The organism is Gordonia sp. UBA7860, assembly GCF_002500165.1.
GTDB lineage: Bacteria > Actinomycetota > Actinomycetes > Mycobacteriales > Mycobacteriaceae > Gordonia > Gordonia sputi.
In genome coordinates this window covers 23798-46397 of record NZ_DLSO01000064.1, presented here as the reverse complement: position 1 = coordinate 46397, position 22600 = coordinate 23798, and the positions used below count along the sequence as shown (strand labels likewise).

At 65.6% G+C, this 22600-nt stretch carries 22 protein-coding genes, 2 pseudogenes and 1 riboswitch; of the genes and pseudogenes, 14 read left to right on the top strand and 10 right to left on the bottom strand.

Going from position 1 to position 22600, the window contains the following annotated elements:
• Both B3T59_RS09095 and B3T59_RS09090 read left to right on the top strand, forming a co-directional pair.
• A partial coding sequence (locus tag B3T59_RS09095; RefSeq protein WP_287002055.1) for a 3-deoxy-7-phosphoheptulonate synthase occupies window positions 1–800 on the top strand: 800 nt, incomplete at its 5' end.
• A gap of 89 nt (window positions 801–889) precedes the next feature.
• On the top strand, window positions 890–1321 hold the full coding sequence (locus B3T59_RS09090) for a helix-turn-helix domain-containing protein (protein WP_287002054.1): 432 nt from the start codon (window positions 890–892) through the stop codon (window positions 1319–1321).
• A gap of 92 nt (window positions 1322–1413) precedes the next feature.
• Here B3T59_RS09090 and B3T59_RS09085 read toward each other — a convergent pair whose 3' ends face one another.
• The 3 genes from B3T59_RS09085 to B3T59_RS09075 form a co-directional block, all read right to left on the bottom strand.
• On the bottom strand, window positions 1414–2016 hold the full coding sequence (locus B3T59_RS09085; protein ID WP_064862427.1) for a ClpP family protease: 603 nt from the start codon (window positions 2014–2016) through the stop codon (window positions 1414–1416).
• Window positions 2013–2630: a ClpP family protease gene (locus B3T59_RS09080; RefSeq protein WP_064862426.1), complete on the bottom strand. Its 618-nt coding sequence runs from the start codon at window positions 2628–2630 to the stop codon at window positions 2013–2015. Before B3T59_RS09080 ends, B3T59_RS09085 begins: the two co-directional genes overlap by 4 nt.
• 85 nt (window positions 2631–2715) lie before the next feature.
• The gene (locus B3T59_RS09075) at window positions 2716–4368 is read right to left on the bottom strand and encodes an alkaline phosphatase D family protein (protein ID WP_287002056.1); all 1653 of its coding nucleotides are present in this window, start codon (window positions 4366–4368) and stop codon (window positions 2716–2718) included.
• Between the two features lie 115 nt (window positions 4369–4483).
• A riboswitch (cobalamin riboswitch) is annotated at window positions 4484–4692 on the top strand.
• Between the two features lie 114 nt (window positions 4693–4806).
• Between B3T59_RS09075 and B3T59_RS09070 the strand changes: the two genes are divergently transcribed.
• The 4 genes and pseudogenes from B3T59_RS09070 (at window position 4807) to B3T59_RS09060 (ending at window position 7690) form a co-directional block, all read left to right on the top strand.
• Complete coding sequence (locus B3T59_RS09070) at window positions 4807–5868, top strand: FecCD family ABC transporter permease (protein ID WP_287002053.1); 1062 nt, start codon at window positions 4807–4809, stop codon at window positions 5866–5868.
• A gap of 80 nt (window positions 5869–5948) precedes the next feature.
• Window positions 5949–6356: pseudogene (locus B3T59_RS24585) on the top strand (ABC transporter ATP-binding protein); the annotation flags it as partial.
• Complete coding sequence (locus tag B3T59_RS24580) at window positions 6268–6663, top strand: hypothetical protein (protein ID WP_414652083.1); 396 nt, start codon at window positions 6268–6270, stop codon at window positions 6661–6663. The pseudogene B3T59_RS24585 and the gene B3T59_RS24580, both read left to right, overlap by 89 nt.
• A 65-nt stretch (window positions 6664–6728) precedes the next feature.
• Window positions 6729–7690: pseudogene (locus B3T59_RS09060) on the top strand (ABC transporter substrate-binding protein).
• A gap of 40 nt (window positions 7691–7730) precedes the next feature.
• Here the strand turns inward: B3T59_RS09060 and trhA are convergent.
• Genes trhA through B3T59_RS09045 form a run of 3 tightly spaced genes read right to left on the bottom strand, consistent with a single transcriptional unit; the run spans window position 7731 to window position 9884 of the window.
• Window positions 7731–8399, bottom strand: coding sequence for a PAQR family membrane homeostasis protein TrhA (gene trhA, locus B3T59_RS09055; RefSeq protein WP_287002052.1), 669 nt, complete (start codon window positions 8397–8399; stop codon window positions 7731–7733).
• Window positions 8400–8436: 37 nt separating this feature from the next.
• Window positions 8437–9447, bottom strand: coding sequence for a TIGR03617 family F420-dependent LLM class oxidoreductase (locus B3T59_RS09050; RefSeq protein WP_287002051.1), 1011 nt, complete (start codon window positions 9445–9447; stop codon window positions 8437–8439).
• Complete coding sequence (locus tag B3T59_RS09045) at window positions 9444–9884, bottom strand: MarR family winged helix-turn-helix transcriptional regulator (protein ID WP_049699657.1); 441 nt, start codon at window positions 9882–9884, stop codon at window positions 9444–9446. The genes B3T59_RS09050 and B3T59_RS09045 overlap by 4 nt, the downstream gene beginning before the upstream one ends.
• 86 nt (window positions 9885–9970) lie before the next feature.
• Here B3T59_RS09045 and B3T59_RS09040 point away from each other — a divergent pair, with 86 nt between their 5' ends.
• Both B3T59_RS09040 and B3T59_RS09035 read left to right on the top strand, forming a co-directional pair.
• Window positions 9971–11050 carry a hypothetical protein gene (locus tag B3T59_RS09040; RefSeq protein ID WP_064865294.1) on the top strand — a complete coding sequence of 360 codons (1080 nt, stop codon included), beginning with the start codon at window positions 9971–9973 and terminating at the stop codon, window positions 11048–11050.
• A gap of 40 nt (window positions 11051–11090) precedes the next feature.
• Window positions 11091–11873 carry an isoprenyl transferase gene (locus B3T59_RS09035; protein WP_005202034.1) on the top strand — a complete coding sequence of 261 codons (783 nt, stop codon included), beginning with the start codon at window positions 11091–11093 and terminating at the stop codon, window positions 11871–11873.
• Here the strand turns inward: B3T59_RS09035 and B3T59_RS24500 are convergent.
• On the bottom strand, window positions 11840–12118 hold the full coding sequence (locus B3T59_RS24500; RefSeq protein WP_313318137.1) for a hypothetical protein: 279 nt from the start codon (window positions 12116–12118) through the stop codon (window positions 11840–11842). The two genes, B3T59_RS09035 and B3T59_RS24500, sit on opposite strands and share 34 nt — an antisense overlap.
• An 87-nt stretch (window positions 12119–12205) precedes the next feature.
• Complete coding sequence (locus tag B3T59_RS09030) at window positions 12206–13327, bottom strand: PLP-dependent aminotransferase family protein (RefSeq protein ID WP_313318134.1); 1122 nt, start codon at window positions 13325–13327, stop codon at window positions 12206–12208.
• 131 nt (window positions 13328–13458) lie between these two features.
• On the opposite strand from B3T59_RS09030, the gene B3T59_RS09025 reads away from it, so the two are divergent.
• Together B3T59_RS09025 and B3T59_RS09020 are read left to right on the top strand one after the other, a co-directional pair.
• The gene (locus B3T59_RS09025; protein WP_287002050.1) at window positions 13459–14232 is read left to right on the top strand and encodes an SDR family oxidoreductase; all 774 of its coding nucleotides are present in this window, start codon (window positions 13459–13461) and stop codon (window positions 14230–14232) included.
• Window positions 14229–14708 carry a carboxymuconolactone decarboxylase family protein gene (locus tag B3T59_RS09020; protein ID WP_287002049.1) on the top strand — a complete coding sequence of 160 codons (480 nt, stop codon included), beginning with the start codon at window positions 14229–14231 and terminating at the stop codon, window positions 14706–14708. Before B3T59_RS09025 ends, B3T59_RS09020 begins: the two co-directional genes overlap by 4 nt.
• A gap of 119 nt (window positions 14709–14827) precedes the next feature.
• Here the strand turns inward: B3T59_RS09020 and coaA are convergent, their stop codons facing one another.
• Entirely contained in the window at window positions 14828–15769 is a 942-nt protein-coding gene (gene coaA, locus B3T59_RS09015) for a type I pantothenate kinase (RefSeq protein WP_005202029.1), read from the bottom strand.
• 98 nt (window positions 15770–15867) lie between these two features.
• Here coaA and B3T59_RS09010 point away from each other — a divergent pair, with 98 nt between their 5' ends.
• The 4 genes from B3T59_RS09010 (at window position 15868) to B3T59_RS08995 (ending at window position 21020) form a co-directional block, all read left to right on the top strand.
• Window positions 15868–17106 (top strand): DUF885 domain-containing protein, encoded by a 1239-nt coding sequence (locus tag B3T59_RS09010; RefSeq protein ID WP_287002048.1) that lies wholly within the window; start codon window positions 15868–15870, stop codon window positions 17104–17106.
• A gap of 55 nt (window positions 17107–17161) precedes the next feature.
• Window positions 17162–18439 (top strand): serine hydroxymethyltransferase, encoded by a 1278-nt coding sequence (gene glyA / locus B3T59_RS09005; protein WP_039854270.1) that lies wholly within the window; start codon window positions 17162–17164, stop codon window positions 18437–18439.
• A gap of 74 nt (window positions 18440–18513) precedes the next feature.
• Complete coding sequence (locus B3T59_RS09000; RefSeq protein ID WP_064865311.1) at window positions 18514–19386, top strand: acyl-ACP desaturase; 873 nt, start codon at window positions 18514–18516, stop codon at window positions 19384–19386.
• 326 nt (window positions 19387–19712) lie between these two features.
• Window positions 19713–21020: a PhoH family protein gene (locus B3T59_RS08995; protein WP_005202022.1), complete on the top strand. Its 1308-nt coding sequence runs from the start codon at window positions 19713–19715 to the stop codon at window positions 21018–21020.
• A 161-nt stretch (window positions 21021–21181) separates the two neighbouring features.
• Here B3T59_RS08995 and B3T59_RS08990 read toward each other — a convergent pair whose 3' ends face one another.
• On the bottom strand, window positions 21182–22573 hold the full coding sequence (locus B3T59_RS08990) for an NAD(P)/FAD-dependent oxidoreductase (RefSeq protein WP_251723130.1): 1392 nt from the start codon (window positions 22571–22573) through the stop codon (window positions 21182–21184).
• Window positions 22574–22600: the final 27 nt, after the last annotated feature.

The window sequence follows — 22600 nt, the reverse complement described above, 5'->3', positions numbered from 1 at the left end:
TCGTCATGCGCGTCTACTTCGAGAAGCCGCGCACCACGGTCGGTTGGAAGGGACTCATCAACGATCCCGGCATGGACGGCACCTACGACGTCGAGCGCGGTCTGCGTACGGCACGGTCGCTACTGCTCGACATCATCGACCTCGGTCTCCCGGTCGGGTGTGAGTTCCTCGAGCCGACGAGCCCGCAGTACATCGCCGACGCCGTCGCATGGGGTGCCATCGGTGCACGGACGACGGAATCGCAGGTGCACCGCCAGCTCGCATCCGGACTGTCGATGCCCATCGGGTTCAAGAACGGTACCGACGGCAACGTCCAGGTCGCCATCGACGGAGTGAATGCCGCTGCCGCGCAACACGTCTTCTTCGGTATCGACGACTTCGGTCACGGTGCGCTCGTCGAGTCGGCGGGCAACGAGGACTGCCACATCATCCTGCGTGGCGGGACTGCCGGACCCAACTTCGACGACGAGTCCGTGGCATCCGCGGTCGCCGCACTCGACAAGGCGGGTCTGCCCGCACGGGTCATGATCGACTGCAGCCACGCCAACTCCGGCAAGGACCACATCCGGCAGGCGCAGGTCGCCGCCGAGATCGCGGCGTCGGTCCGGACGCGTCGCGCTGCGGGAGACACACCGTTGATCAGCGGTGTGATGCTGGAGAGCTTCCTCGAAGGCGGTGCCCAAACTCTCGATACCCAGTCGCCCGACGCCCAGCCGCTCATCTACGGCAAGTCGGTCACCGACAAGTGCATGGACTGGGAGTCGAGCGCGCGCGTCCTCGCCGACCTCGCACGCAGCTGACGGGCAGGGTCGCGTTCTGCTGTTGTCGCCGTTCTGCCCAGAGCAGAAGGGACGGCTGCCCGCAGCAGCGGTGACCTACGCTCGATGGCATGGCATCGAGGAACGACTCGCACACGCAGCCGGCGCCTGAGCCGCTCTGGCGTGAGGTCACCGGGCGCGTGCTGCGTCGACACCGCCACGAGCGCGGCGAGCGACTCGTCGAGACCGCGCGTCGCGCGGGCGTCTCGAGCCAGTACCTGTCGGAGATCGAACGCGGACGCAAGGACGCATCGTCGGAGTTGCTTGCGGCCGTCGCGGGAGCTGTCGACCTGAGCCTGCTCGACCTGGCTCGCGAGGCTGCCGCCGAACTCGCCCGCGTCGAGAGTGTTCTCGGCGCCGCACGCAGGCCGGGCGCGTCCCGCGGCCCGGTCACGCTGCGTTCGATTCCCGCCGGTTCGATTCCCACCGCTTCCATTCCCGCCACCGCGCAACCGCTGCGGCCGCTCTCGCGCATGCGTGGCCCGGTCGCGCTGGCGGCGTGACCGACGTCGGCCGAGCGGGCGTTCAATACCGTCGACTGGGCGCTCCGTTCAGCCGATTGGGCGCTCCCTGGCGTCGAGCGTGCGCCTGACGATCACCGGGCCGCTTTGGCCCTGGTGTCGATGACCTGATCGGCGAGTCCGTACTCGACGATCTCCTCTGCCCGCAGCACGCGGTCACGGTCGGTGTCGTGACGCAGCGTTTCGATGTCGCGGCCGGTGTGCCGACTCAGTGCCTGTTCTATTTCCTCACGGATGCGCAGGATCTCCTCGGCGGCGAGGATCAGATCCGGTATCGTACCGCGACCCTGACCCGACGGCTGGTGGAGCAGAACCCTGGCGTGGGGGAGTACCGACCTCTGGCCCGGCGAGCCCGCGGCCAGCAGGAGTGCCGTCGACGAGAGTGCTTGTCCCACACAGGTGGTGGCGATCGGCGCATGGCAGTACTGCATGGTGTCGTAGAGCGCGAAGGTCGCGGTCACCGACGCTCCCGGCGAGTTGATGTACAGCTCGATCGGGATGTCGGGGTTCTCGGAGTCGAGATGCAGGATCTGCGCGATGAGCGCATTGGCGACGCCGTCGTCGAGTTCGGTTCCGAGGTAGAGGATTCGGTCGTCGAGCAGCCGACTGTAGACATCCATGACTCGCTCGCCCTGCGGAGTGCGGGTGATGACGTTGGGAATGGTGTACGTGCTCATGCGTGACTCACCTCGAAACCCGTCACGGCAGGCGACAACGGTCGTATCTGTGCGATGTCGGTGACGATGTGGTCGACGAATCCGTAGTCGACCGACTCGGAGGCGGTGAAGACGTGATCGCGTAGCGAGTCGTCGAAGATCTTCTCGCGGGTTTGTCCGGTTTGCTCGGCGATGATGGTGAGTACGGTGTCGCGGACGTGTCGCAGGTCGTCGGCCTGCAGTTCGATATCGGGTGCGTAGCCGCCGATGCCCGCCGATCCCTGGTGCAGCAGGACTTTGGCATGCGGCGTGATGAACCGCTTACCCCGGGTGCCATTACATAGCAGGAATTGTCCTGCACTGTAAGCCATTCCGAGGTTGACGGTGATCACGTCGTTCGGAACAAGGCGCATGATGTCGGTGATTGCGAGCATCGCGGGCACCGAACCGCCCGGTGAGTTGATCCAGAGCGCGATGTCGGCGACGGGATCGTCGTCGGAGAGCATGACGAGTTGCGAGCACAGTTGCGTGCCGATCTCGTCGTCGAGCGCGGAGTCGAGTGTCAGGATGCGTTGCCCGAAAAGGCTTTCCGCAGTGCGCTTGCGTAGTGGCAGTGGTCGTTGTTCATCGGTCATGCACTGATCGTCGGTGGTCGTTGTGCATCGGTCACGTCGGTTCCGCCCAGAGCGGCACGATTCCGCACAGAGCAGAGAAGCCGGGTCAGAGCACGTCGATGTCGGGCCGACCGGACGGGATGGTGATCTGCGCCCGGCGGTGCAGCGAAACATCCGGCGCGGCAATCGAATCGCTCACCCGATAGTCTGCTTCCCAGCGGTCGGCCGACAGTCTGTTGAGGACGTAGCCGCGCTGAGCGTTGCCGAAGCGGATGTGGGGTGATGCGGCCTTGAGTTGTTTGTCGCTGCTGTCGCTGTCCTCGCCGTCTGCGCCAGACGCGATCGAGGTGCCCGCGAGTTCGACGCCGACGGTCGGGGACGGTCGTGAATAGGTGGAACGCAACTCAGAGACCACGTTGCGGTGGATGTCGCCGACGATCGAGACGAGGTTGTGCACGCCGCGCTCACGCGCGCCGTCGAGAATCCTTGCGCGAGAGGCTTCGTAGCCGCTCCACCCGTCCATGCTGACCGCCCGCTCGCCGTTCTTTCGGCGGGCGAGATCAGCGATGGTGGTCTGATGCGCGAGAACATTCCAGCGGGCACGGCTGGCGGCCAGTCCGTCGAGCACCCACTTCTCCTGTGTGGCACCGGTGATGGTGCGCCGGGGGTCGGCGGTCGCGGCATTTTGTGCGGTGTCGTTGTCGCCGTTGGCCTGATCGCTGCGGAAGGTCCTGGTGTCGAGGACGCTGAACTCGACGAGGTCGCCATAGCTGAACCGACGATAGGCGCGCAGGTCGTAGAGGTCCGCTGTCGGTGCGGGGCGAGGCCGCTGCGCGACACGCACCGGTGTGTTTTCCCACCACGCTCGCATCGCCTGGGCACGGCGAGCGAGGAACTCGGGGATCGGTTGATCATCTTCGGGAATCCGTGCGGCCCAGTTGTTGTCGACCTCGTGGTCGTCGAAGATCGTGATGAACGGACTCGCCCGGTGCGCGGCCTGCAGTTGGGGGTCGAGTTTGTAGAGCGCATATCGATCGCGATAGTCGTCGAGCGTCGCGCACTCCCGGTGCGCCGACACCGGTGTTGCGGCGGTCTTGCGTCGGCCGCCGTCGACCGGGATCGGCTTTTCATAGATGTAGTCGCCGAGATGGAACACGACGTCGGGTGCGTGTGCCGCCATGTCTGCGTACGCGGGATAGTGGCCGTCAGCCCACGATTGGCACGAGGCGAATGCGAAAGTCAATGCACTCAGCCGACTTCCGTGCGACGGAGCGGTACGTGTGCGCCCGATCGCCGACATGCAACCGCCCGCACGGAATCGGTAGAAGTAGTCCGCCGCCGGCCGTAGGCCACGTACGTCGGCGTGCACGCTGTGTCCGTTCTCCGGTGTCGCCACTTCGACGCCGCGCGCGACGACGTGGCGCATCGCATGGTCGGTGGCGATCTCCCACTCGACCGGCACCGGAAGCAGACCCATCCCTCCGCCGCGGGCGAGCGGATCGGCGGCCAGCCGTGTCCACAGGACCACGCCGTCGGGAAGCGGATCGCCTGATGCCACACCGAGCGTGAACAGGTCACTGCCACGGCGTGGCGGGGGAGCCGACGCCGCGTCGGTCGTGAAAAGTGCGGGGACGGTTGCGATACCGGCCGCGACGCCCGCCCAGGTGAGAAAGCGTCGGCGGGTGGTGCCGGCGTGCAGGGTCTTGTCCCGATCGATCCGGAGGTCGGCCAGTGACGGGCGAGGTGAGATGTTCGGCATGCCGCCACCCGACCAAGAGAGGATGGACGTCGACCTACCCGCCGTCGGCATCGCGGTGATGGGATGGTGAAGTTCGTGAAACCGCATGCGCCATATGTCCGATTCGAGACCGTTGTTACACTGCAGCGGCGTCGGTTCTCCAGCCGAGATCGTCGGTGAGAGCCAAGAGGGAATCTGGTGAGAATCCAGAGCTGCCCCGCAGCGGTAACGGAAACGAAGGCGTTCAACAGCACTGGGCCTGCGGCTCGGGAAGCGATCGTCGGTAGGTGGCACATCACGTGCCGTGTCCGAAGTCCGAAGACCTGCCGACGTGGCCGCCGGGCGTAGGCGGTCCCATCGACTTCGCGGGACATGGTCGGTGTTGAACTCGCGTGGTCTTCGTCGACCCCGCGTGGCGACATCTGCTGTACCCGCTCCGGGCTGATCAGGAGGGCGGACATGTCGGCGCGCAGTGCGAACCCTCGGGATACCTGGGCGCGACCGGTCTCCGTGGTCATCGGCTGCGGTGTGGCGCTCGTCGTGGCCGCCGCGTGCGGCGTCGCATACGGAACCGTGGGGATCGGTTGGTCCTTATCGCTGCGGATGGTGTGGGCAGCTATCACCGGGGGACCGGTCTCGTCGGTCGACGCCGCGTCGTACTGGATCGTCGTGGACTCGCGTGTGCCACGGGTGCTGACGGGAGCGCTGGTGGGTGCCGGTTTGGCGGTGGTCGGCGTGATCGTGCAGGCGATGGTGCGCAATCCACTGGCGGATCCCTATGTGCTCGGGATCTCGTCGGGTGCGTCGGTCGGAGCCACCGCCGTCGTGCTGTTCGGGGTCTTCTCGGGTCTCGGCCTGTATGCGTTGCCGACCGCGGCATTCCTCGGCGCACTGGTGGCGACGTTGCTCGTCTTCGGAATTGCACAGCGTGGCGGAGGTCTCACACCACTGCGGCTCGTGTTGACGGGAACCGCTCTGGGATACGGGTTCTCGGCTCTGACCACTGTGCTCATCTTCTTACGTCCGGTGGGTGATGCCGCACGGAGTGTCATGTTCTGGCTGCTCGGCAGTCTTGCTGCGGCAACATGGCATTCGGTTGCGCTGGTCGCGGTCGTGGTGGTCATCGGGATAGGTGTGGTCGCAGCGAGAGCACGACAACTCAACGCGCTGGCGATGGGCGACGAGGTCGCCGCGTCGCTCGGCATACGGGCGTCACGGTTTCGGCTCGAGCTCTTCGTCATCGCCGCGCTGATGACCGGGTTCATCGTCTCTGTCTGCGGCGCAATCGGATTCGTCGGTCTCATCGTGCCGCACGTGACCCGTATGGTTGTCGGTGCGGATCACCGCAAGATCATTCTCGTCGCCCCGGTGCTGGGGGCGCTGTTCCTTGTCGTCGCCGACCTGATGGCGCGGATTGTCGTTCCACCGCAGGAGATTCCGCTCGGGGCGATCACGGCTGCGGTGGGTGTGCCGGTGTTCCTCGGGCTGATGCAACGTCGACGTACCCGGATCGACTCATGAGTGCCGTCGAGTACGACGCGGTCACAGTCGATATCGATGGCACCGTCATCGTTCGCGACGCATCGTTTTCGGTCGACTCCGGGGAGTTCCTCGGGGTGATCGGACCGAACGGCAGCGGTAAATCGACCCTGCTTCGATGCGTTTACCGCGCGCTGGCACCGTCGGGTGGCAGTGTGCGAGTCGACGGCCGCGACGTGCGTGCGGTGAGTATGCGGGAGAACGCACGACGAGTCGCCGCGCTCACCCAATCAACCTCGCTCGACTTCGATTTCACCGCGTCAGAGGTTGTCGCGACGGGACGGCTGCCGCACCGCGAACTGGGTGCGGCGGCCCGTGCCCGCGACCGCCAGGTGTGCGAGGCGGCGATGTCCACGGCCGGCGTCGAGATGTTCGCGGATCGTGTGTTCACCACGCTCTCCGGCGGAGAGGCGCAGCGCGTACTCATCGCGCGCATTCGCGCAGGAGCCCAACGTACTGATCCTCGATGAGCCGACCAATCACCTTGATATCCGCCACCAGTTCGACATCCTCGGTGCGGCGCGCGGACGCGGGGTCACCGTCATTGCGGCGCTGCACGACCTCAACATGGCGGCACAGTACTGCAGCACGCTCGCTGTTGTGCTCGACGGGACGATCGCATGCATCGGGCCACCGGACGAACTCCTCACCACGACGAACATCGCCAAGTGGTACGGCGTTGGTGCGTACGTCGTCGCCCACCCCCGCACGGGCGTTCCGCAGATCATCTTCGACGACCAAGTCCCACAAGCCATCTCCGAGGAAGAGCACTCATGACAGCGCCTACGACCAGGACAACACTCAGCAGACCGCGCGCACTCGTCGTGTCTGCGCTTGCCGCGATGACCGTGGTCTCCGGTTGCGGCGCTGACGTCGAGTCGTCGACTCCGGAATCGTTGGGAGAGCAGGTCACGGTAACCAATTGTGGTGCACCGCTTAGGGTTAGCGGTGTACCGGATCGTGCGGTGACGAACGACACGGGGATCACAGAGCTGATGTTCGCGCTCGGATTGGGCGACCGGATGGTCGGCTACACCACGTACGAGGGCAAAGAGCGAGATATCGAATCATCTCCGTGGCGAGCGGATTTCGAGAAGACAAGGTCACTGGGCACGGCGTTCTCCCGGGAGATCATCGCCGCTGCGCGGCCCGACTTCGTCTTTGCGGGCTGGAACTACGGGTTCAAGGAATCGACCGGCGTCACCCCCGACTGGGTGCGTTCGACCGGTGCCGTGCCATACCAGCTGACCGAAGCCTGTCGCCAGGCAGGCACCACCAAGCGCGGCGTCTTACGACCCCTCGATGCGTTGTACGCGGACCTGTCGAATCTGGGGCAGATCTTCGGCGTTAGTGGTCGGGCCGCGGCGCTGACTATCGCAAGCAAGTCGAGGCTGCGCGTGTGGGGGCGCCTGCCGAGTCCGCAGCAGCGCGGGTCTTCCTCTTCGACAGCGCCGATCCGACGCCGTACACCTCGGGTCGGAATGCGGCACCGGATCAGATCATCGCCGAAGCCGGTGGACGCAACATCTTCGGCGATATCGACGACTCCTGGACGTCGGCATCATGGGAGGCGGCTGCGCAGCGCGATCCGCAGGTCATCGTGATCGTCGATTACGGGGCGGGGCCGCAGAACATCGTCGAGGCCAAGATCCGACAACTCGAGTCGCAACCGTTGATGGCGCAGACAACCGCAGTGCGAGAGCGCCGCTACATCTCGTTTCCGTATGCGGCGCTCGTCGAGGGGCCGCGTAACCCGCAGACCATCACGGCGCTTGCCGAGTACTTGCGATCGCAGTCGCTCTGACCAGGCCGTCGGCAGACGGTGGCTCGGAGGTGAGGTGCGCTCAGGCCGCGACGACCAGCCAGACCGCGATGTAGTGCAGTAGCGCGGCGATGGCTGTGCAGACGTGGAACACCTCGTGATGGCCGAACGTCGTCGGCCAGGGATTGGGCCAGCGCAGTGCGTAGAGCACTCCGCCGACGCTGTAGAAGACCCCGCCGACCGCGAGGAGGATCAGTACGAGCCAACCGACATGTGCGACGAGCGTCGGGGCGACGACGATGATGACCCACCCGAGCAGAATGTAGAACGTGACTCCGAGCCAGCGGGGCGCGCCAGGCCACGCGATCTTCAGTGCGACCCCGGCGAGCGCGCCGACCCAGACGATGCCGAGCACCCACCACCGCATCGGACTCGGCAGACCCATCAGACAGAACGGCGTGTAGGTACCAGCGATGAACACGAAGATCATCGAGTGGTCGGCACGCTTCATGTGTACCTGCGCGCTCGGCGATTTCCACGCGATCCGGTGATACGACGCCGAGGTCGCGAAGAGTCCCACGACGGTTGCCGCGTAGACGGCGCAGGCCACCGCGGCTCCCGATCCACGTAGCCAGCCTGCGCCGATGACAAGGGCGATGCCCGCGACCACTGAGACGTAGGCCGACCACTGATGAATGACGCCGCGGAGGCGAGGTCTGTCGGCGACAGCGGTCACCAGGGCTGAGTTCACGTAAGCTACGGTACCGTAACTTTGTGTGAGAACGCTGTCAGCCGAGTGCGGCGATGATCGCTGTGAGCTGGTCGACGTCGATAGGCGTCGGCTGATAGATGCACACCTCGTCGACGCGGACGTCGAGATCGCGTAGCGCGTCGAATGCGTCGACGCGGGCCCGGATCTGCTGTGCGACGTCTGCGGGACCACCGACAGCGGCGATCGTGTGCAGTAGCTCGTCGTCGATGAGATCGGCCATCTCAGCCCACCGCCCCTGCTTCGACAGCGCATTGAGTTCTGGCTGCAGCCGCTCGGCGCCATGCGCTGCGAGGACGGGCCGGTAGGCGGGCGTCGAGCCGTAGAAGGCGAGGAGTCGTCGCGCGGCGCTGTGGTCGGTGCCCACCGACACGATCACCTCGGGGATCACGGTAAAGCCGCGGCTGTGATCGCGTGCGGCGAGACCGCGTCGAATGTTCGGGACGGTCGTCGATGCCAGAAAGTCGGCGGTGGAAAACGGCATCACCAACACCCCGTCGGCGTGCTTTGCCGCGGCGCGGGTCATCAACGGTCCGAGTGCGCCGACGAATACCGGCGGCCGACCGAACGGGTTGGGTCCGGGGTTGAAGGTCGGCGTCATCAAGGTGTGACGGTGATAGGCCCCTTCATGGCGCAGCGGAGCTCCGGTCTCCCACGTATCGAAGATGGCGTTGATGGCGCCGACCTTGTCGGCCATGCGGCCCACCGGGTCGTCGAAATCAGCGCCGAACCGCTTCTCGATCTGCGGGCGTATCTGCGTACCCAAGCCGAGTCGAAATCTGCCGCCGGAGAGCAACTGAAGGTCGTTGGCCGCGTGTGCGAGGTGAATCGGGTTGCGCGGGAACGCAATTGCGACGTTGGTCAGCAGGGTCAATTCCGGCACCGACGCCGCAACGACGAGCGGCGTGAACACATCGTGTGGACCCTCGAAGGTGAACACCCCCGCTGCACCCGCGCGGGCGAGATCGGTGGCACGCTGTGCTGCGCCCGTCGGCTCGAACAGGGCGGTCGTCACGGCTATCGAAGTCATGTCGCGTCGGCGTCGTTGTAGCGGCGCAACAGCGTTGCGAACAGTTCGAGATCATCCTGCGTCCACGCGTCGAGCCTGCGTGCGATGGCGTCTCCACTGCGTCGGCGGATCTCGCCCAGGGTGTCGAGAGCCTCCTGCGTCACCTCCAACGACTGCGACCTCGACGACGTCGCGTCCTGCGTGCGGCGCAGCAGGCCACGGCGACGGAGTTCGCCGAGTTGGCGGCTGGCCGTCGACTTGTCGATGTTCGCTGCCCGAGCCAGCGATGCCGCGTTGATTCCCGGGTTGTCCGAGATCAGCGCGAGGAGGGAGAACTCGACGAAGGTCAGGCCGCCCTCGGCGTAGATGTCGCGGGCGCCGTTGCGCAGCCGCCGCGACAGCGTGACCAATTCCTGCCCGACCACTTCGGCGGCATCGGGTTGCTCGGGTGAAGCCATAGTTGTATATTACAACCTATCTAAGTTGCATTCTGCAACCATCCCTGATGAACGATCGTGTTCCCGACTAGCCCAGAAGGTAATCGATGTCTGCTGCTCCCACCCATGCGTTGTCGGTCAAGACCATCGCGTCGCACGTCGCCGTTCCGCTCGTCATCGGTGCCGTGATGGCACTCGCCTATCTCGGCGGATTCCACAAGCCCGATCCGCACGATCTGCGCATCGATGTGGTCGGTGCCGGTACATCGACCCAGGTGACCGCACAGACTCTCCAGCAACAACTCGGCGACCGCGTCTCGATCCGGACCGTTGCCACCGCCGATGAGGCGCGCGGGGCCATCGAGCGCCGGGAGATCGCGGCGGCTTTCGAGCCGAAGGCCGACACTCCGGTCCTCTACGTGTCGACAGCGGCGTCGGATCCCACAGCGGTCACGGTCGAACGGATCTTCAACGGCATCACGATCGCCAAGGACCAACCGCTGAAGATCGTCGACGTCGTGCAGGCCGATCCGCAGCGCGATCCATCCGGACAGAGCATCTTCTTCTTCCTGGTGGCACTCACCGTCGGCTCGTACGGATGTGGAATCGCGATCGCCGTCGCCGCAGGTGGACGCAGGATTCGCGTGCGTCTCGGATTCGCGGCGGTCTGCTCGGTGATCTCCGCCGCGGTGACCACGGCGATTGCCGTGTGGGTGTTCGACGCCCTGCCGGGTGCACAGTGGCAGATCTTCGGGCTTTCGATCCTCTACGCGCTGGCCACCATGCTGTTCGCGATCGGATTGCACCCATTCATCGGTCGATTCACGACGCTGGCGATGGTCACGATCTTCGTCGGGTTGAACTTCACGACCAGCGGCGGGGTGTTCGCGCCTGCCTTGCAACCGAAGTTCTTCGCCGTCCTCCATGACTTCTGGATCGGTGCGGGTCTGAACGAGGCATCGCGCAACCTGGCCTATTTCCCCGAGGTCTCCAGCGCGGGCGACATCGCGAAGATCATCGGCTGGCTCGTCGTCGGTGCCGCGCTGGTCGGCATTGTCGCGCTGCGGGACCGTCGAAACGTCGGAGATGGCGCGGTAGAAGCGAGTCCGGCCGCTGCCGGGCGGCACGAGGGCGACCAGCTCACCGAGGAGGAGGCCGAAGAACTCGCCGAGGATGTCGTGGCCTGATTCAGTGTGCCCTTACAGGTGAGGTCTAATCTGGTTCGCGATGAAACTCCTACCCGATCGTCTGCGTCGGCCGATGCTCTCCGTGTACGAGCGGCGGCTGATCCAGTTGACGGACGAGAACCGCTTGCCCCAGCATGTGGCGATCATCTGCGACGGCAATCGACGATGGGCCCGCGAGGCGGGCTTCGAAGATGTCAGTCACGGACATCGGGTGGGCGCACAGCGCATCGCCGAGATGCTCGAGTGGTGCGCCGAGCTGGGCATCGAGACGGTCACCATCTATCTGCTGTCCACTGAGAATCTGCAGCGCGCCTCCGACGAACTCGACGCGCTGATGGAGATAGTGCCCGACATCGTCGACGAGATCGCCACCCCCGACGGGCACTGGCGGGTTCGCATCGTCGGAACCCTCGATCAGCTCCCCGATACCGCGGCCCAGCGTCTGCGCAACGCCGCTGAACGCACTCTCGACAGGTCGGGCATGAACGTCAACGTGGCGGTCGGATACGGGGGCCGGCAGGAGATCGCCGACGCCGTGCGCGCGGTCCTCGTGGAGAAGGCCGAGGCGGGTGCGACCGTCGACGAACTCGTCGACGCGGTCACCGTCGAGGCGATCGACCGCAACCTGTACACCAAGGGACAGCCCGACCCCGATCTGGTCATCAGGACGTCGGGGGAGCAGCGGCTGTCCGGATTCCTGCTGTGGCAGAGCGCGTACTCGGAGATCTGGTTCACCGACGCCTATTGGCCCGAGTTCCGTCGGGTCGATTTCCTGCGTGCGCTGCGCGACTACTCCGCGCGCAGTCGGCGATTCGGCAAGTGATCTTCGAGTAGCTCGATGAGCGCTGTCACGTCGGCGTCGAATGTCGAGACCGGCGGCGTGCCGAAGCCGACGAGGATTCCTCCGGTCGGCTCACCATGGGCGTCGTGAAGTCGCGGGGCATCCGGATGGCGCAGCACGTCGAGTCCACCGAGCGAGAATCCCCGTTCGTAGGTTGCCGCGAGTACCGACGCCTCCACATCGACGGGAACGGGTATCACCGCATGGAGCCCGGCGGAGATGCCCATCGTCGCGATCCCGTGCGCGCCCAGCCGCTCGATCAGTGCCTGCCTGCGGCGTCGATAAAACTGTCGACTGCTTCGGATGTGCTTGTCCTAGGAGCCGGTCTCGATCATGTCGGCCAGGGCAAGCTGATCGACGATGCTCGCATCCGGTTCGCGCATTCCCTTGGCCCACATCACAGTTGAGACCAGCGCCGGTGGTAGGACCAGCCAGCCGATGCGTACCGAGGGTGACAAGCTCTTGCTGACCGACCCCGTGTAGATGATGTGGTCGGGAGCCAGTGCCTGCATCGCGCCGACGGGTTCGCGGTCGTAGCGCAGTTCGCCGTCGTAGTCGTCCTCGATCAGGAATGTGTCTGTCGTCCTTGCCCACTCGGTTACAGCCGCACGTCGATGTGGAGCAAGCGACACCCCGATCGGGGACTGGTGGCTGGGGGTGACGAGGACGGCCTGAGGCTTCACCGCGAGGTCGGTCAGCGCTGTCACGTCTGCGCCGTTGTGGTCGACCGGAATGGGTGACACGACCGCGCCGTACTGTGTGAACGCGTCTCGAAAGAAGGGCAGACCGTACGCCTCGGTCGCGACGGAGTCACGAAAAAGACTGCGTCCCAGTAGCTCCAACGCCGAGAGTACCGATGTGGTCAACACGATCTGGTCGGGATGTGCACGAACGCCACGCGCTCGGGCGAGATAGCCGGCGAGCGCGACGCGTAGCCGTTCACTGCCGTTGGGCAGCGTCGGACCGAAGGCGGAGTCGTCGGCGCTCGAGATCGCTCGTCGCATCGACCTGATCCATGCGGTGCGCGGGAACTGCGACGCGTTGGGCTGGCCGAGGGAGAAGTCATGTGCGACGCGCGGTGCGGACACTACGGTCGTGAACGATGCGCCTGCGGAACTCGGCGAACCGAAACCCGTTGCGACCGTGGTGCCTGCGCCCTGGCGCGCGGTCAGCCAACCTTCTGCGATCAGTTCGGAGTACACCGTCGAGACGGTTCCGCGAGCCAGGCCGAGATCGGCGGCGAGTGACCGGTAGGGAGGTAGGCGCGTGCCGGGTGCGAGGCGGCCATCCGCGATGGCGCTGCGCAGTTCGTCTGCGAGCCGAGATCGGAGTTGCGCACTGCGGCCTCGAGTGGGTGCGTCGGGATCGGGCTGCAGATCGAGATAGAGGTCGGTCCCGAGTCGCTCGGCGAGCGCAGACCATCGATCACCTGTCATCACGCCTCCCGAATTGACGCAGAACACTACGTGTTGATTGAACCTCATTTCTGGATCAATCTGCCACTAGCGTTGACGGTGTTGCCCTTGGAGAAGGCAGGCACACAGACGATCCGCGAGAGGTAGGACTGATGACGACGGTGGTATTCGGCGCTAGCGGTGAGATCGGTGCGCTTCTCGCCCACGACCTCGAACGGCGAGGCGAGAAAGTGGTTCGCGCGCAACGGTCGTCGGGAGTCGACGCGTATGCGGGAACCGGCGTGCGGGAGGCGTGCGCGGGTGCCGACACGGTGATCGACTGCACCAACGTGATGACGACGCGCGGTTCGACAGCCGTCGACTTCTTCTCGACCGTTGCGCGCACGATCGCCGAGGCGGCCGTGGCGGCGGGTGTGCAACGAGTCGTGTGCGTGTCGATCATCAATGCCGCAGATCCGGCGGTGAACGCGAACTTCGGGTATTACCAGGGCAAAGTTGCCCAGGAGCAGACCTACGCCGACAACGTCGACGCCGGGCATCTGCAGATCATCCGGTCGGCCCAGTGGTACGAACTAGCCGATCAGATGCTCACCCGCGCACGACTCGGTCCGATCGCCATGGTTCCGCGCATGGTGTGTGGCCCACTGGCCGCCGTCGACGCCGCCGGACTGATCGCAGACGCTGCGCTGTCCGACGACGCGTCGGACCGGCAGATCGCAGGACCCGAGGAGCACGACCTCGCCGATCTTGCTCGCGCCGTCGCCCAGCGCGCCGGATCGCCCCGATGGGTTGTGGCGATCCCGTTCGGCGGGAAAGCATTTCGCGACGGCGGACTGATGCCGCGCGGGGAGTTCGAGAAGGGCAAGACCACGTTCGACGAGTGGCTCGAGGCAACTCCACCCACTACAGAAAGGGTCAACCGATGATCACCACGGCAGAAGGAACCGCCACCACGCGCAGGCTCTGGATGCCCGCGCGAAATCCGAACGTCTACAAGGCGCTCGTCGCGTTGCAGCGTGCGTCGTCGGAGGGTCTGGACCCCGAGCTGATCGAGCTCATCAAGATCCGAGCCTCACAGCTCAACGGGTGTGCATACTGCCTGCGTATGCACGTCTCCGATGCACTGGAGATGGGAATCGACCCGATGGTCATCGGTCTGATCCCGGTCTGGCACGAGGCCGTCAATCATTTCGACGAGCGGCAGCGATCGGCGCTGGAGCTGACCGAATACGTGACCCGGATCGGCGAAGAGGGAGTTCCCGACGCCGCGTTCGACCGTGCGCGCGCAGTGTTCGACGAGGTGCAGCTCGGTCAGGTCGTCGCGTCGATCGTGATGATCAATGCCTGGAACCGCGTCGCCATCGCGTCGAAGTATCCGTACGAGCTGGACGAACGGAAGTAGCGCCGCTGACTCGACGCTGAATGTGTGTCGAACGTAAGGATGTGGGTGCTGCAGCACCCACTTCTTTCGATTCGACACACATCTTCGCGCGGCCCACAGCTTCGCGCAGCCGTGCGAACTCACAACTTGCGCAGCCGGACCCGGTTGATGGAGTGGTCAGAATCCTTGCGCAGCACCAGAGTTGCGCGCGGGCGGGTGGGGAGTATGTTCTCCCGGAGGTTCGGCAGGTTGATCGACGTCCAGATGTCGCGGGCAGCGGCCCGCGCCTGGTCGTCGGTCAGTGACGAGTAGTGGTGGAAGTGCGAGTTGGGGTCGGCGAACGACGTCGACCGCATCTGCAGGAACCGCGAGATGTACCAGTTCTCGATGTCGGTGGTCTTCGCGTCGACGTAGATGGAGAAATCAAACAGGTCCGACACCATCAGCGTCGGACCTGTTTGCAGCACGTTGAGGCCTTCGAGGATCAGAATGTCGGGCTGGTGCACGTAGTGCATGACATCGGGGACGATGTCGTAGGTGAGGTGCGAATAGACCGGCGCTGTCACCTCACGCGCCCCCGACTTGACCTCGGTGACGAAGCGAAGCAGTCCCCTGCGATCGTAGGATTCGGGAAATCCCTTGCGGTGCATGATGCCTCGACGTTCGAGCTCACGCGTGGGCAACAGGAAGCCGTCGGTGGTGACGAGGTCGACCTTCGGGTGCGACTCCCAGCGGGCCAGGAGCGCTGCCATGATGCGGGCGGTCGTCGACTTTCCGACGGCGACGCTACCCGCGATCCCGATGACGAACGGAACCTGCTTGGTGGTCTGCCGATCACCGAGGAAGGTCGACGTCGCTGCAAACAAGCGCTGCCTCGCGGCGACCTGTAGGTGGATGAGTCGCGACAGCGGGAGATACACCTCGGCGACTTCTTGGAGGTCGACGTTCTCGCCCATACCGACGAGCTGGTCGAGCTCGTTCTCATTGAGCACCATCGGCATGGATTCACGCAGGTCACGCCATTGCTTGCGATCGAGTTCCAGATAAAGACTGGGATCGCGGCCGGTGGTGTCGCGCGCCATCAGAGGGCTCGTCCCATCGGCGATCGCGGGTCGCACCTCGTCGTCATGGCCTACAGCTTAGAAGGACGCGTCGACGCCGCTGTCGGTAGCCTTCCACCATGGCAACGGCGTACAGCGGTTCGGCAACCCCCGATACGGATCTGGTCACCGACTATTTGCGGCTCGGCCTCGCCTTCGACCGTCTCGAAGAGGGCTTCGTCGACGCCTACACCGGCGACCCCGCACTGCGCGCCGAGGTCGCGGGAGGCCCGGCCCCCGACCCCGCCGCACTGGCCGACCGTGCGCGCGGACTGCGATCCGAACTCCCTGCGGGTCTGGCCCCCGACCGGGCGGCGTTCGTCGATGCACATCTGCGCGCACTGGAATGTTCGGCACGCAAGTTCGCGGGCGAGCCCATCGGATTCGTCGACGAGGTGCGCGCCTACTTCGACGTCGACATCGCACCCGCCGACACCGACGATTATCGAAAGGCGCACGGCGAGTTGGCTTCTGCGCTCGGCACGCCCGATACGAGCGGGCCGGTGCTCGCTGACGCCTACGCCGCCTACCGTCGCGCCGACGAGATTCCGCCCGAGCGCGTCGACGAATGCGTCCGCGCCTTCAGTGGTGCGCTGCGGGAAAGGGTTCGCGACGTTTTCCCGTTGGCGGACAACGAGATCGTCGAATTCGAGGTGGTGACCGACAAGCCGTGGTCGGGCTTCAACTACTACCTCGGCAACTATCGGTCGCGGGTGGCGATCAATGCCGATTTCACGCAGTACATGTCGTCGTTGCCGCACCTCATCGCGCACGAGGCGTATCCCGGTCACCACACCGAGCACTGCAGAAAAGAGCAGATCCTCGTCGGCGGTGGGCAGACCGAGCAGACCATCTTCCTGGTCAACACGCCGCAATGTCTGATGGCCGAGGGCCTTGCCGACCACGCGCTGCACGCGGCCGTCGGCGACAACTGGGGACTCTGGGCGCAGGAGATCTACGCCGACCTCGGACTGCGATTCGACGGCGAGCGCGCGCAGCGGGTCGGCGCGGCGTCGTCGGGTCTGCTGACCGTACGCCAAGACGCCGCGCTGATGCTGCACGATCAGCACCTCGACGTCGACGTCGTCGCGGGCTTTCTGCAGCGGTGGCTGCTCGCGCCGTCGGAGCGGGCGCGACAGATGCTGCGGTTCCTGACGTCGCCGTTGTGGCGCGCATACATCTCGACCTACGTCGAGGGCTATCGGCTCCTGGGCGAGTGGCTCGAGCAGGTGCCGCAGGATGCGCGGCTCGCGCGATTCGGACGCCTTCTCGACGAACCCCTGACCCCAGCTCTGCTGCGTGCCGAACTGGGCCAATAGACTGGTCGCCATGAGCGAGAATCCCATCTCCGCGAACACCGCGAGCCTGAACTCGATGTCCCTGGCAGAGGTCGATCCCGACGTGGCGGCCGCGATGAACGGCGAACTGAGCCGCCAGCGCGACACACTCGAGATGATCGCCTCGGAAAACTTCGTTCCGCGTGCCGTGCTGCAGGCACAGGGCAGCGTCCTGACCAACAAGTACGCCGAGGGATATCCGGGTCGCCGCTACTACGGTGGCTGCGAGTACGTCGACGTCGTCGAGGACATCGCGCGCAACCGCGCGAAGGAACTCTTCGGAGCCGACTTCGCCAACGTTCAGCCGCATTCGGGAGCGCAGGCCAACGCCGCGGTCCTCATGGCACTCATGAACCCGGGGGAGCGGCTCCTGGGCCTCGACCTCGCGCACGGCGGTCACCTCACCCACGGCATGCGTCTGAACTTCTCGGGCAAGCTCTACGAGAACCACTTCTACGGCGTCAGCAAAGAAGACTTCCGCATCGACATGGACGAGGTGCGCAAGATCGCCCTCGACGTTCAGCCCAAGGTGATCGTGGCCGGCTGGTCGGCATACCCGCGCACCCTGGACTTCGACGCCTTCCGGTCGATCGCCGACGAGGTCGGGGCGTATCTGTGGACCGACATGGCTCACTTCGCCGGACTCGTCGCGGCCGGCCTGCACCCCAACCCGGTGCCTGCGTCGGATGTCGTCTCGTCGACGGTGCACAAGACTCTCGGCGGCCCGCGTTCGGGCATCATCCTGGCCAAGCAGGAGTGGGCCAAGAAGCTCAACTCGGCGGTGTTCCCCGGGCAGCAGGGCGGACCGCTCATGCACGCCATCGCGGGTAAGGCCGTCGCACTCAAGATCGCGGGCACCGAAGAGTTCGCCGATCGGCAGCGTCGTACGCTCTCGGGCGCCAAGATCCTCGCCGAGCGGTTGACCGGCTCCGACGTCGAGAAGTCGGGCGTCTCGGTCCTCACCGGCGGCACCGACGTCCACCTGGTCCTCGTCGACTTGCGTAACAGCACGCTCGACGGTCAGCAGGCAGAAGACCTCCTCCACGAGGTCGGAATCACGGTCAACCGCAACGCGGTGCCGTTCGATCCGCGTCCGCCGATGGTCACCTCCGGCCTGCGTATCGGTACGCCAGCACTCGCGACGCGCGGCTTCGGCGACGAGCAGTTCAGCGAGGTCGCCGACATCATCGCCACCGCGCTCGCAGCAGGGCCCGACGCCGACGTGTCTGCGCTGCGTGGCCGGGTCTCTCGCCTCGCACTCGACTTCCCGCTGTACGACGGGCTCGAGGAGTGGGGGCTGATGAGCCGGGTCTGACCTGGACATCTGGCCAGCTTCGAGATGCCGGGGCGGTTTGAAATCGCCGCCTACGCATCCGTATCCTTGGCGCGGTGAACGTACTGAGCGAAGACGAACTGATCATCGCGCTGGAGAAGGCCCTCCCCGAGGTGGCCGAGGATCACCAGCTCGCGTCTGCCGTGTGGAATCCGCACGAGTACGTGCCGTGGGACGACGGCCGGAACTTCGCCTTCATGGGCGGCGACGACTGGGACCCCTCGCAGCAGACGCTGTCCGACGAGACCGCAGCCGCGCTGCTCGCGTTGCTCCTGACCAAGGACAACCTGCCGTCGTATCACCGCATCCTGGCCAAGTACTTCCCGGCGTTCTCCGATTGGCGTCAGCTCGTCGGCGTGTGGACCGCCGAGGACAACCGCCACGCGGTTGTCCTGCGCGACTACCTCGTTGTCCGCCGCGCAATTGATCCGGTCGACGCCGAGGAGCGTCGTCGAGTCCACGTCACCGCCGGTTACCGCCAGAACGAGGCGCAGGTCGACGAACTCAAGCCGCTCGACGTGCTGGCGCTCATGGCCGTGCACGAGGCGCAGAGCGTGAAGTTCATCGAGAAGATGCAGGCGTCGGTCGCCGACGACATCCTCTCGCAGATCCTGCACAAGGTGGCGGGCGACGACGAGGTGTCGTCGCGCACCTTCGTCAACCTGCTCGGCGCGGGACTCGTCGCCGACCAGGACACGGCCGTGATCGCGCTCGACAAGGCGCTCGCACGCGGACTCGACGAACCGATCGGATTCGACGTCGTCGACTTCGACGAGCAGCGCGCACTGATCGCCGACTACCAGGACGAGGCCACGATCAACGCGATCGCGGCGTCGATCGTCGATCAGTTGAAGCTCGAAAGTGTCGACGGGCTGAACGACGAGGCAGCCGCGGCCAAGGCCAGAATTCTCGCTCGCGCCGGTCGCTGACCGACACATTTTCCCTGCTGACGGACGTATCGTCCCCGCGGCATCGCTTCTGCGCGTCGTGGTTCGACGATACGTCCGTTTACGCATATTTCACGTAGACACACCCGTTTACGACGCGCCGGAACGTCGTCATCCGCGTACGTTGACCAGTGACGGGCCGCGGGGAAGCGGTTCGTCCGGGAGGTTCACATCGTGGGTTGCACCAGCAGCACGAGGGGGCCGGCCCCGGTCCTCGTCCATCTCGGCTGACGCCGGGTAAAGGACAAGAACCAGCCGGTCATCGAAGAACTGGTTTGTGCGGGTGCCGCACAAACGTAGGAGCCCACGTGACCACACGCACCTACGTCCTCGACACCTCCGTGCTGCTCTCAGATCCCTGGGCAGTCACACGATTCGCTGAACACCACGTCATCTTGCCGTTGGTTGTCATCAGTGAACTCGAGGGCAAACGTCACCACCACGAGCTCGGATGGTTTGCACGTGAGGCATTGAGATTGCTCGACGACCTGCGGCTCGAGCACGGCCGACTCGACGTTCCGCTACCGATCGGCGACGAGGGCGGCACCCTGCAGGTCGAGCTCAACCACACCGATCCCGCGGTGTTGCCCGCCGGATTCCGCACCGACAGCAACGACTCCCGCATCCTCGCGTGCGCGCTCAACCTGCGCGCCGAGGGCAAAGACGTCACGCTGGTGTCCAAGGACACGCCGCTGCGCGTCAAGGCGGGTGCTGTCGGACTCGACGCCGACGAGTACCACGCACAGGATGTCGTCGTCTCCGGATGGTCGGGCATGGCGGAGCTCAACGTCGACCAGCCCGTGATCGACACCCTGTTCTCCGACGGGGTCGTCGACCTCGACGCTGCACGAGAACTGCCCTGCCACACGGGAGTTCGGCTGTTGGGCCACGGCTCGGCGAGTGCACTGGGCCGGGTCAACGAGGCCAAGCAGGTCCAGCTGGTCCGGGGCGACCGTGAAGCATTCGGACTGCACGGGCGGTCGGCTGAGCAGCGGGTCGCGCTCGATCTACTCCTCGACGACAGCGTCGGCATCGTGTCCCTCGGCGGCAAGGCGGGTACCGGAAAGTCGGCGCTCGCGCTGTGCGCCGGCCTCGAAGCCGTGCTCGAACGTCGGACGCAGCGCAAGGTCGTCGTGTTCCGTCCGCTGTACGCGGTCGGCGGCCAGCAGCTCGGCTACCTGCCCGGCGGCGAAGCCGAGAAGATGGGGCCGTGGGCGCAGGCGGTGTTCGACACGCTCGAAGGCCTCGCGTCGCCCGAGGTCATCGAAGAGGTGCTCAGCCGCGGAATGCTGGAAGTGTTGCCGCTCACGCACATTCGCGGTCGGTCACTGCACGACTCGTTCGTGATCGTCGACGAGGCGCAGTCCTTGGAGCGCAACGTACTGCTGACGGTGCTGTCCCGACTGGGCACGGGTTCGCGGGTGGTGCTCACCCACGACGTGGCGCAGCGCGACAACCTCCGCGTCGGACGCCACGACGGCGTCGCGGCGGTCATCGAGAAGCTCAAGGGCCACCCGCTGTTCGCGCACGTGACCCTGACGCGCAGCGAGCGCTCGCCGATCGCCGCGCTCGTCACCGACATGCTCGAGGAGTTCGCCCCGGGCGCGACGTACTGATCGCGAAGGTGGTCTCGACAAGCTCGACCAGCGGTTGGGGCTCGACCAGCGGTTGGGGCTCGACCAGCGGTGAAGGCTCGATGAGCGCGGTTCCGGATTGAGCTGCGCGCATCATCTGCTGGTCGAGCAGCCGCGAGGAACCAGCGGCGTGTCGAGACCACCTACGCCCGCCCGGAGATCCGATCCGCCACGCGGGCAATGACATTCGACTTCGACGACGTCGAGGCCAGCTCTCGGCGGTCTGCGGCGCGGTAGGCGCCGTACATCGACGCGACCCCCAGCCAGCGCAGGGGTTCGGGCTCCCACTTCTTCGCGTGGTGTGCGACCCACGGCAGGTCGGTGAGTTCTGTCCGCTGCCCGACGACCAGGTCGCGCAGCGTGCGGGCGGCGACATTCGTCGTCGTGAGTCCTGACCCGACGTAGCCGGATGCCGAGCCGATACCCGTCGTCGGATCGAAGTCGATCGACGCCGACCAGTCGCGGCTCACCCCGAGCACGCCGCACCACGCGTGTGCGATCCCGACGTCGAGCGTCGCGGGGAAGAGCTCGTGCAAGGCGTCGACCAGTGACTGCGCGGTGCGCTCCTGGGTTTCGCCATCGTGGTCGATCCCGGAGCCGTACCGGTAGGGCACGCCGCGTCCGCCGAGCGCGATCCGACCGTCGGCGGTGCGTTGCGAATAGGTGTAGGCATGAGCCGTTTCGCCAAGCAATTCGTCTCCACCCCAACCGATCTCGTCCCATATAGCGTCGGGTAGCACCTCGGTCACGATCATCGACGAGTTGAGTGGGAGCAGCGTGCGGCGTCGACGGGGCATGGTCGCGGTGAAGCCCTCGAGACAGACCAGGATGGTCTCGGCACGAACGGTCCCGCGGTTGGTGCGGACCGATCGCGGACGGATCTCGATGGCGGCGGTGTCCTCGTGAATCGTCACACCTCGACGCTCGACGGCGTCGGCAACGCCGCGCGTGAGCTTCATCGGATTCACCCGTGCGCACTGTGGTGAGAACATCGCGGCCTGTGCACCGCGGATCGAGAGTCGCTCTGCGAGCGCAGCGGCGTCGAGGTACTCCCAATCGGTCGCATCGAGGTGGTGTTCGGCGTCGAGCTCGTCGCGCAGTCGCGATTCCTGCGCCGGGCACCGCGCGATGTGCAGCACGCCCGACTTCACGGCGTCGCAGTCGATGTGTTCGGCGGCGACGCGGGCGAGTACCTCGTCGACGCCCGCGCGCATGGTGACGGTGAGTCGACGATTCGCCTCGAGGCCGTCCCTTCCGCGTGACGCGGCGATGTCGGCGTAGTGCGACCGGTTGCCCGGAACCTCCGCTGACAACCACCCCCCGTTGCGACCCGAGGCCCCGAAGCCGCAGAACTCCTTCTCGAGCACCACGATGCGGGCGTCCGGAAGCGCCTCGCGCAGGTAGTACGCCGACCAGAGGCCGGTGAGTCCGCCGCCCACGATGGCGATGTCGACCTCGAGGTCTCCGCCAAGAGGCGAACGACGCCGGACGGGGTCGATTGTCGAATACCAGAACGAGACATCTCCATTGCGCATGCCACAGACCGTAAGCCACCAAATGTT

Excerpts from the sequence above, each read along its gene's own strand:
- B3T59_RS09090 (WP_287002054.1), top strand. The coding sequence starts at position 890 with ATGGCATCGAGGAACGACTCGCACACGCAGCCGGCGCCTGAGCCGCTC.
- B3T59_RS09085 (WP_064862427.1), bottom strand. The coding sequence starts at position 2,016 with ATGAGCACGTACACCATTCCCAACGTCATCACCCGCACTCCGCAGGGC.
- B3T59_RS09080 (WP_064862426.1), bottom strand. The coding sequence starts at position 2,630 with ATGACCGATGAACAACGACCACTGCCACTACGCAAGCGCACTGCGGAA.
- B3T59_RS09075 (WP_287002056.1), bottom strand. The coding sequence starts at position 4,368 with ATGCCGAACATCTCACCTCGCCCGTCACTGGCCGACCTCCGGATCGAT.
- B3T59_RS09070 (WP_287002053.1), top strand. The coding sequence starts at position 4,807 with ATGTCGGCGCGCAGTGCGAACCCTCGGGATACCTGGGCGCGACCGGTC.
- B3T59_RS09050 (WP_287002051.1), bottom strand. The coding sequence starts at position 9,447 with ATGACTTCGATAGCCGTGACGACCGCCCTGTTCGAGCCGACGGGCGCA.
- B3T59_RS09045 (WP_049699657.1), bottom strand. The coding sequence starts at position 9,884 with ATGGCTTCACCCGAGCAACCCGATGCCGCCGAAGTGGTCGGGCAGGAA.
- B3T59_RS09040 (WP_064865294.1), top strand. The coding sequence starts at position 9,971 with ATGTCTGCTGCTCCCACCCATGCGTTGTCGGTCAAGACCATCGCGTCG.
- B3T59_RS09035 (WP_005202034.1), top strand. The coding sequence starts at position 11,091 with ATGAAACTCCTACCCGATCGTCTGCGTCGGCCGATGCTCTCCGTGTAC.
- B3T59_RS24500 (WP_313318137.1), bottom strand. The coding sequence starts at position 12,118 with ATGGGCATCTCCGCCGGGCTCCATGCGGTGATACCCGTTCCCGTCGAT.
- B3T59_RS09030 (WP_313318134.1), bottom strand. The coding sequence starts at position 13,327 with ATGACAGGTGATCGATGGTCTGCGCTCGCCGAGCGACTCGGGACCGAC.
- B3T59_RS09025 (WP_287002050.1), top strand. The coding sequence starts at position 13,459 with ATGACGACGGTGGTATTCGGCGCTAGCGGTGAGATCGGTGCGCTTCTC.
- B3T59_RS09020 (WP_287002049.1), top strand. The coding sequence starts at position 14,229 with ATGATCACCACGGCAGAAGGAACCGCCACCACGCGCAGGCTCTGGATG.
- coaA (WP_005202029.1), bottom strand. The coding sequence starts at position 15,769 with ATGGCGCGCGACACCACCGGCCGCGATCCCAGTCTTTATCTGGAACTC.
- B3T59_RS09010 (WP_287002048.1), top strand. The coding sequence starts at position 15,868 with ATGGCAACGGCGTACAGCGGTTCGGCAACCCCCGATACGGATCTGGTC.
- glyA (WP_039854270.1), top strand. The coding sequence starts at position 17,162 with ATGTCCCTGGCAGAGGTCGATCCCGACGTGGCGGCCGCGATGAACGGC.
- B3T59_RS08990 (WP_251723130.1), bottom strand. The coding sequence starts at position 22,573 with ATGCGCAATGGAGATGTCTCGTTCTGGTATTCGACAATCGACCCCGTC.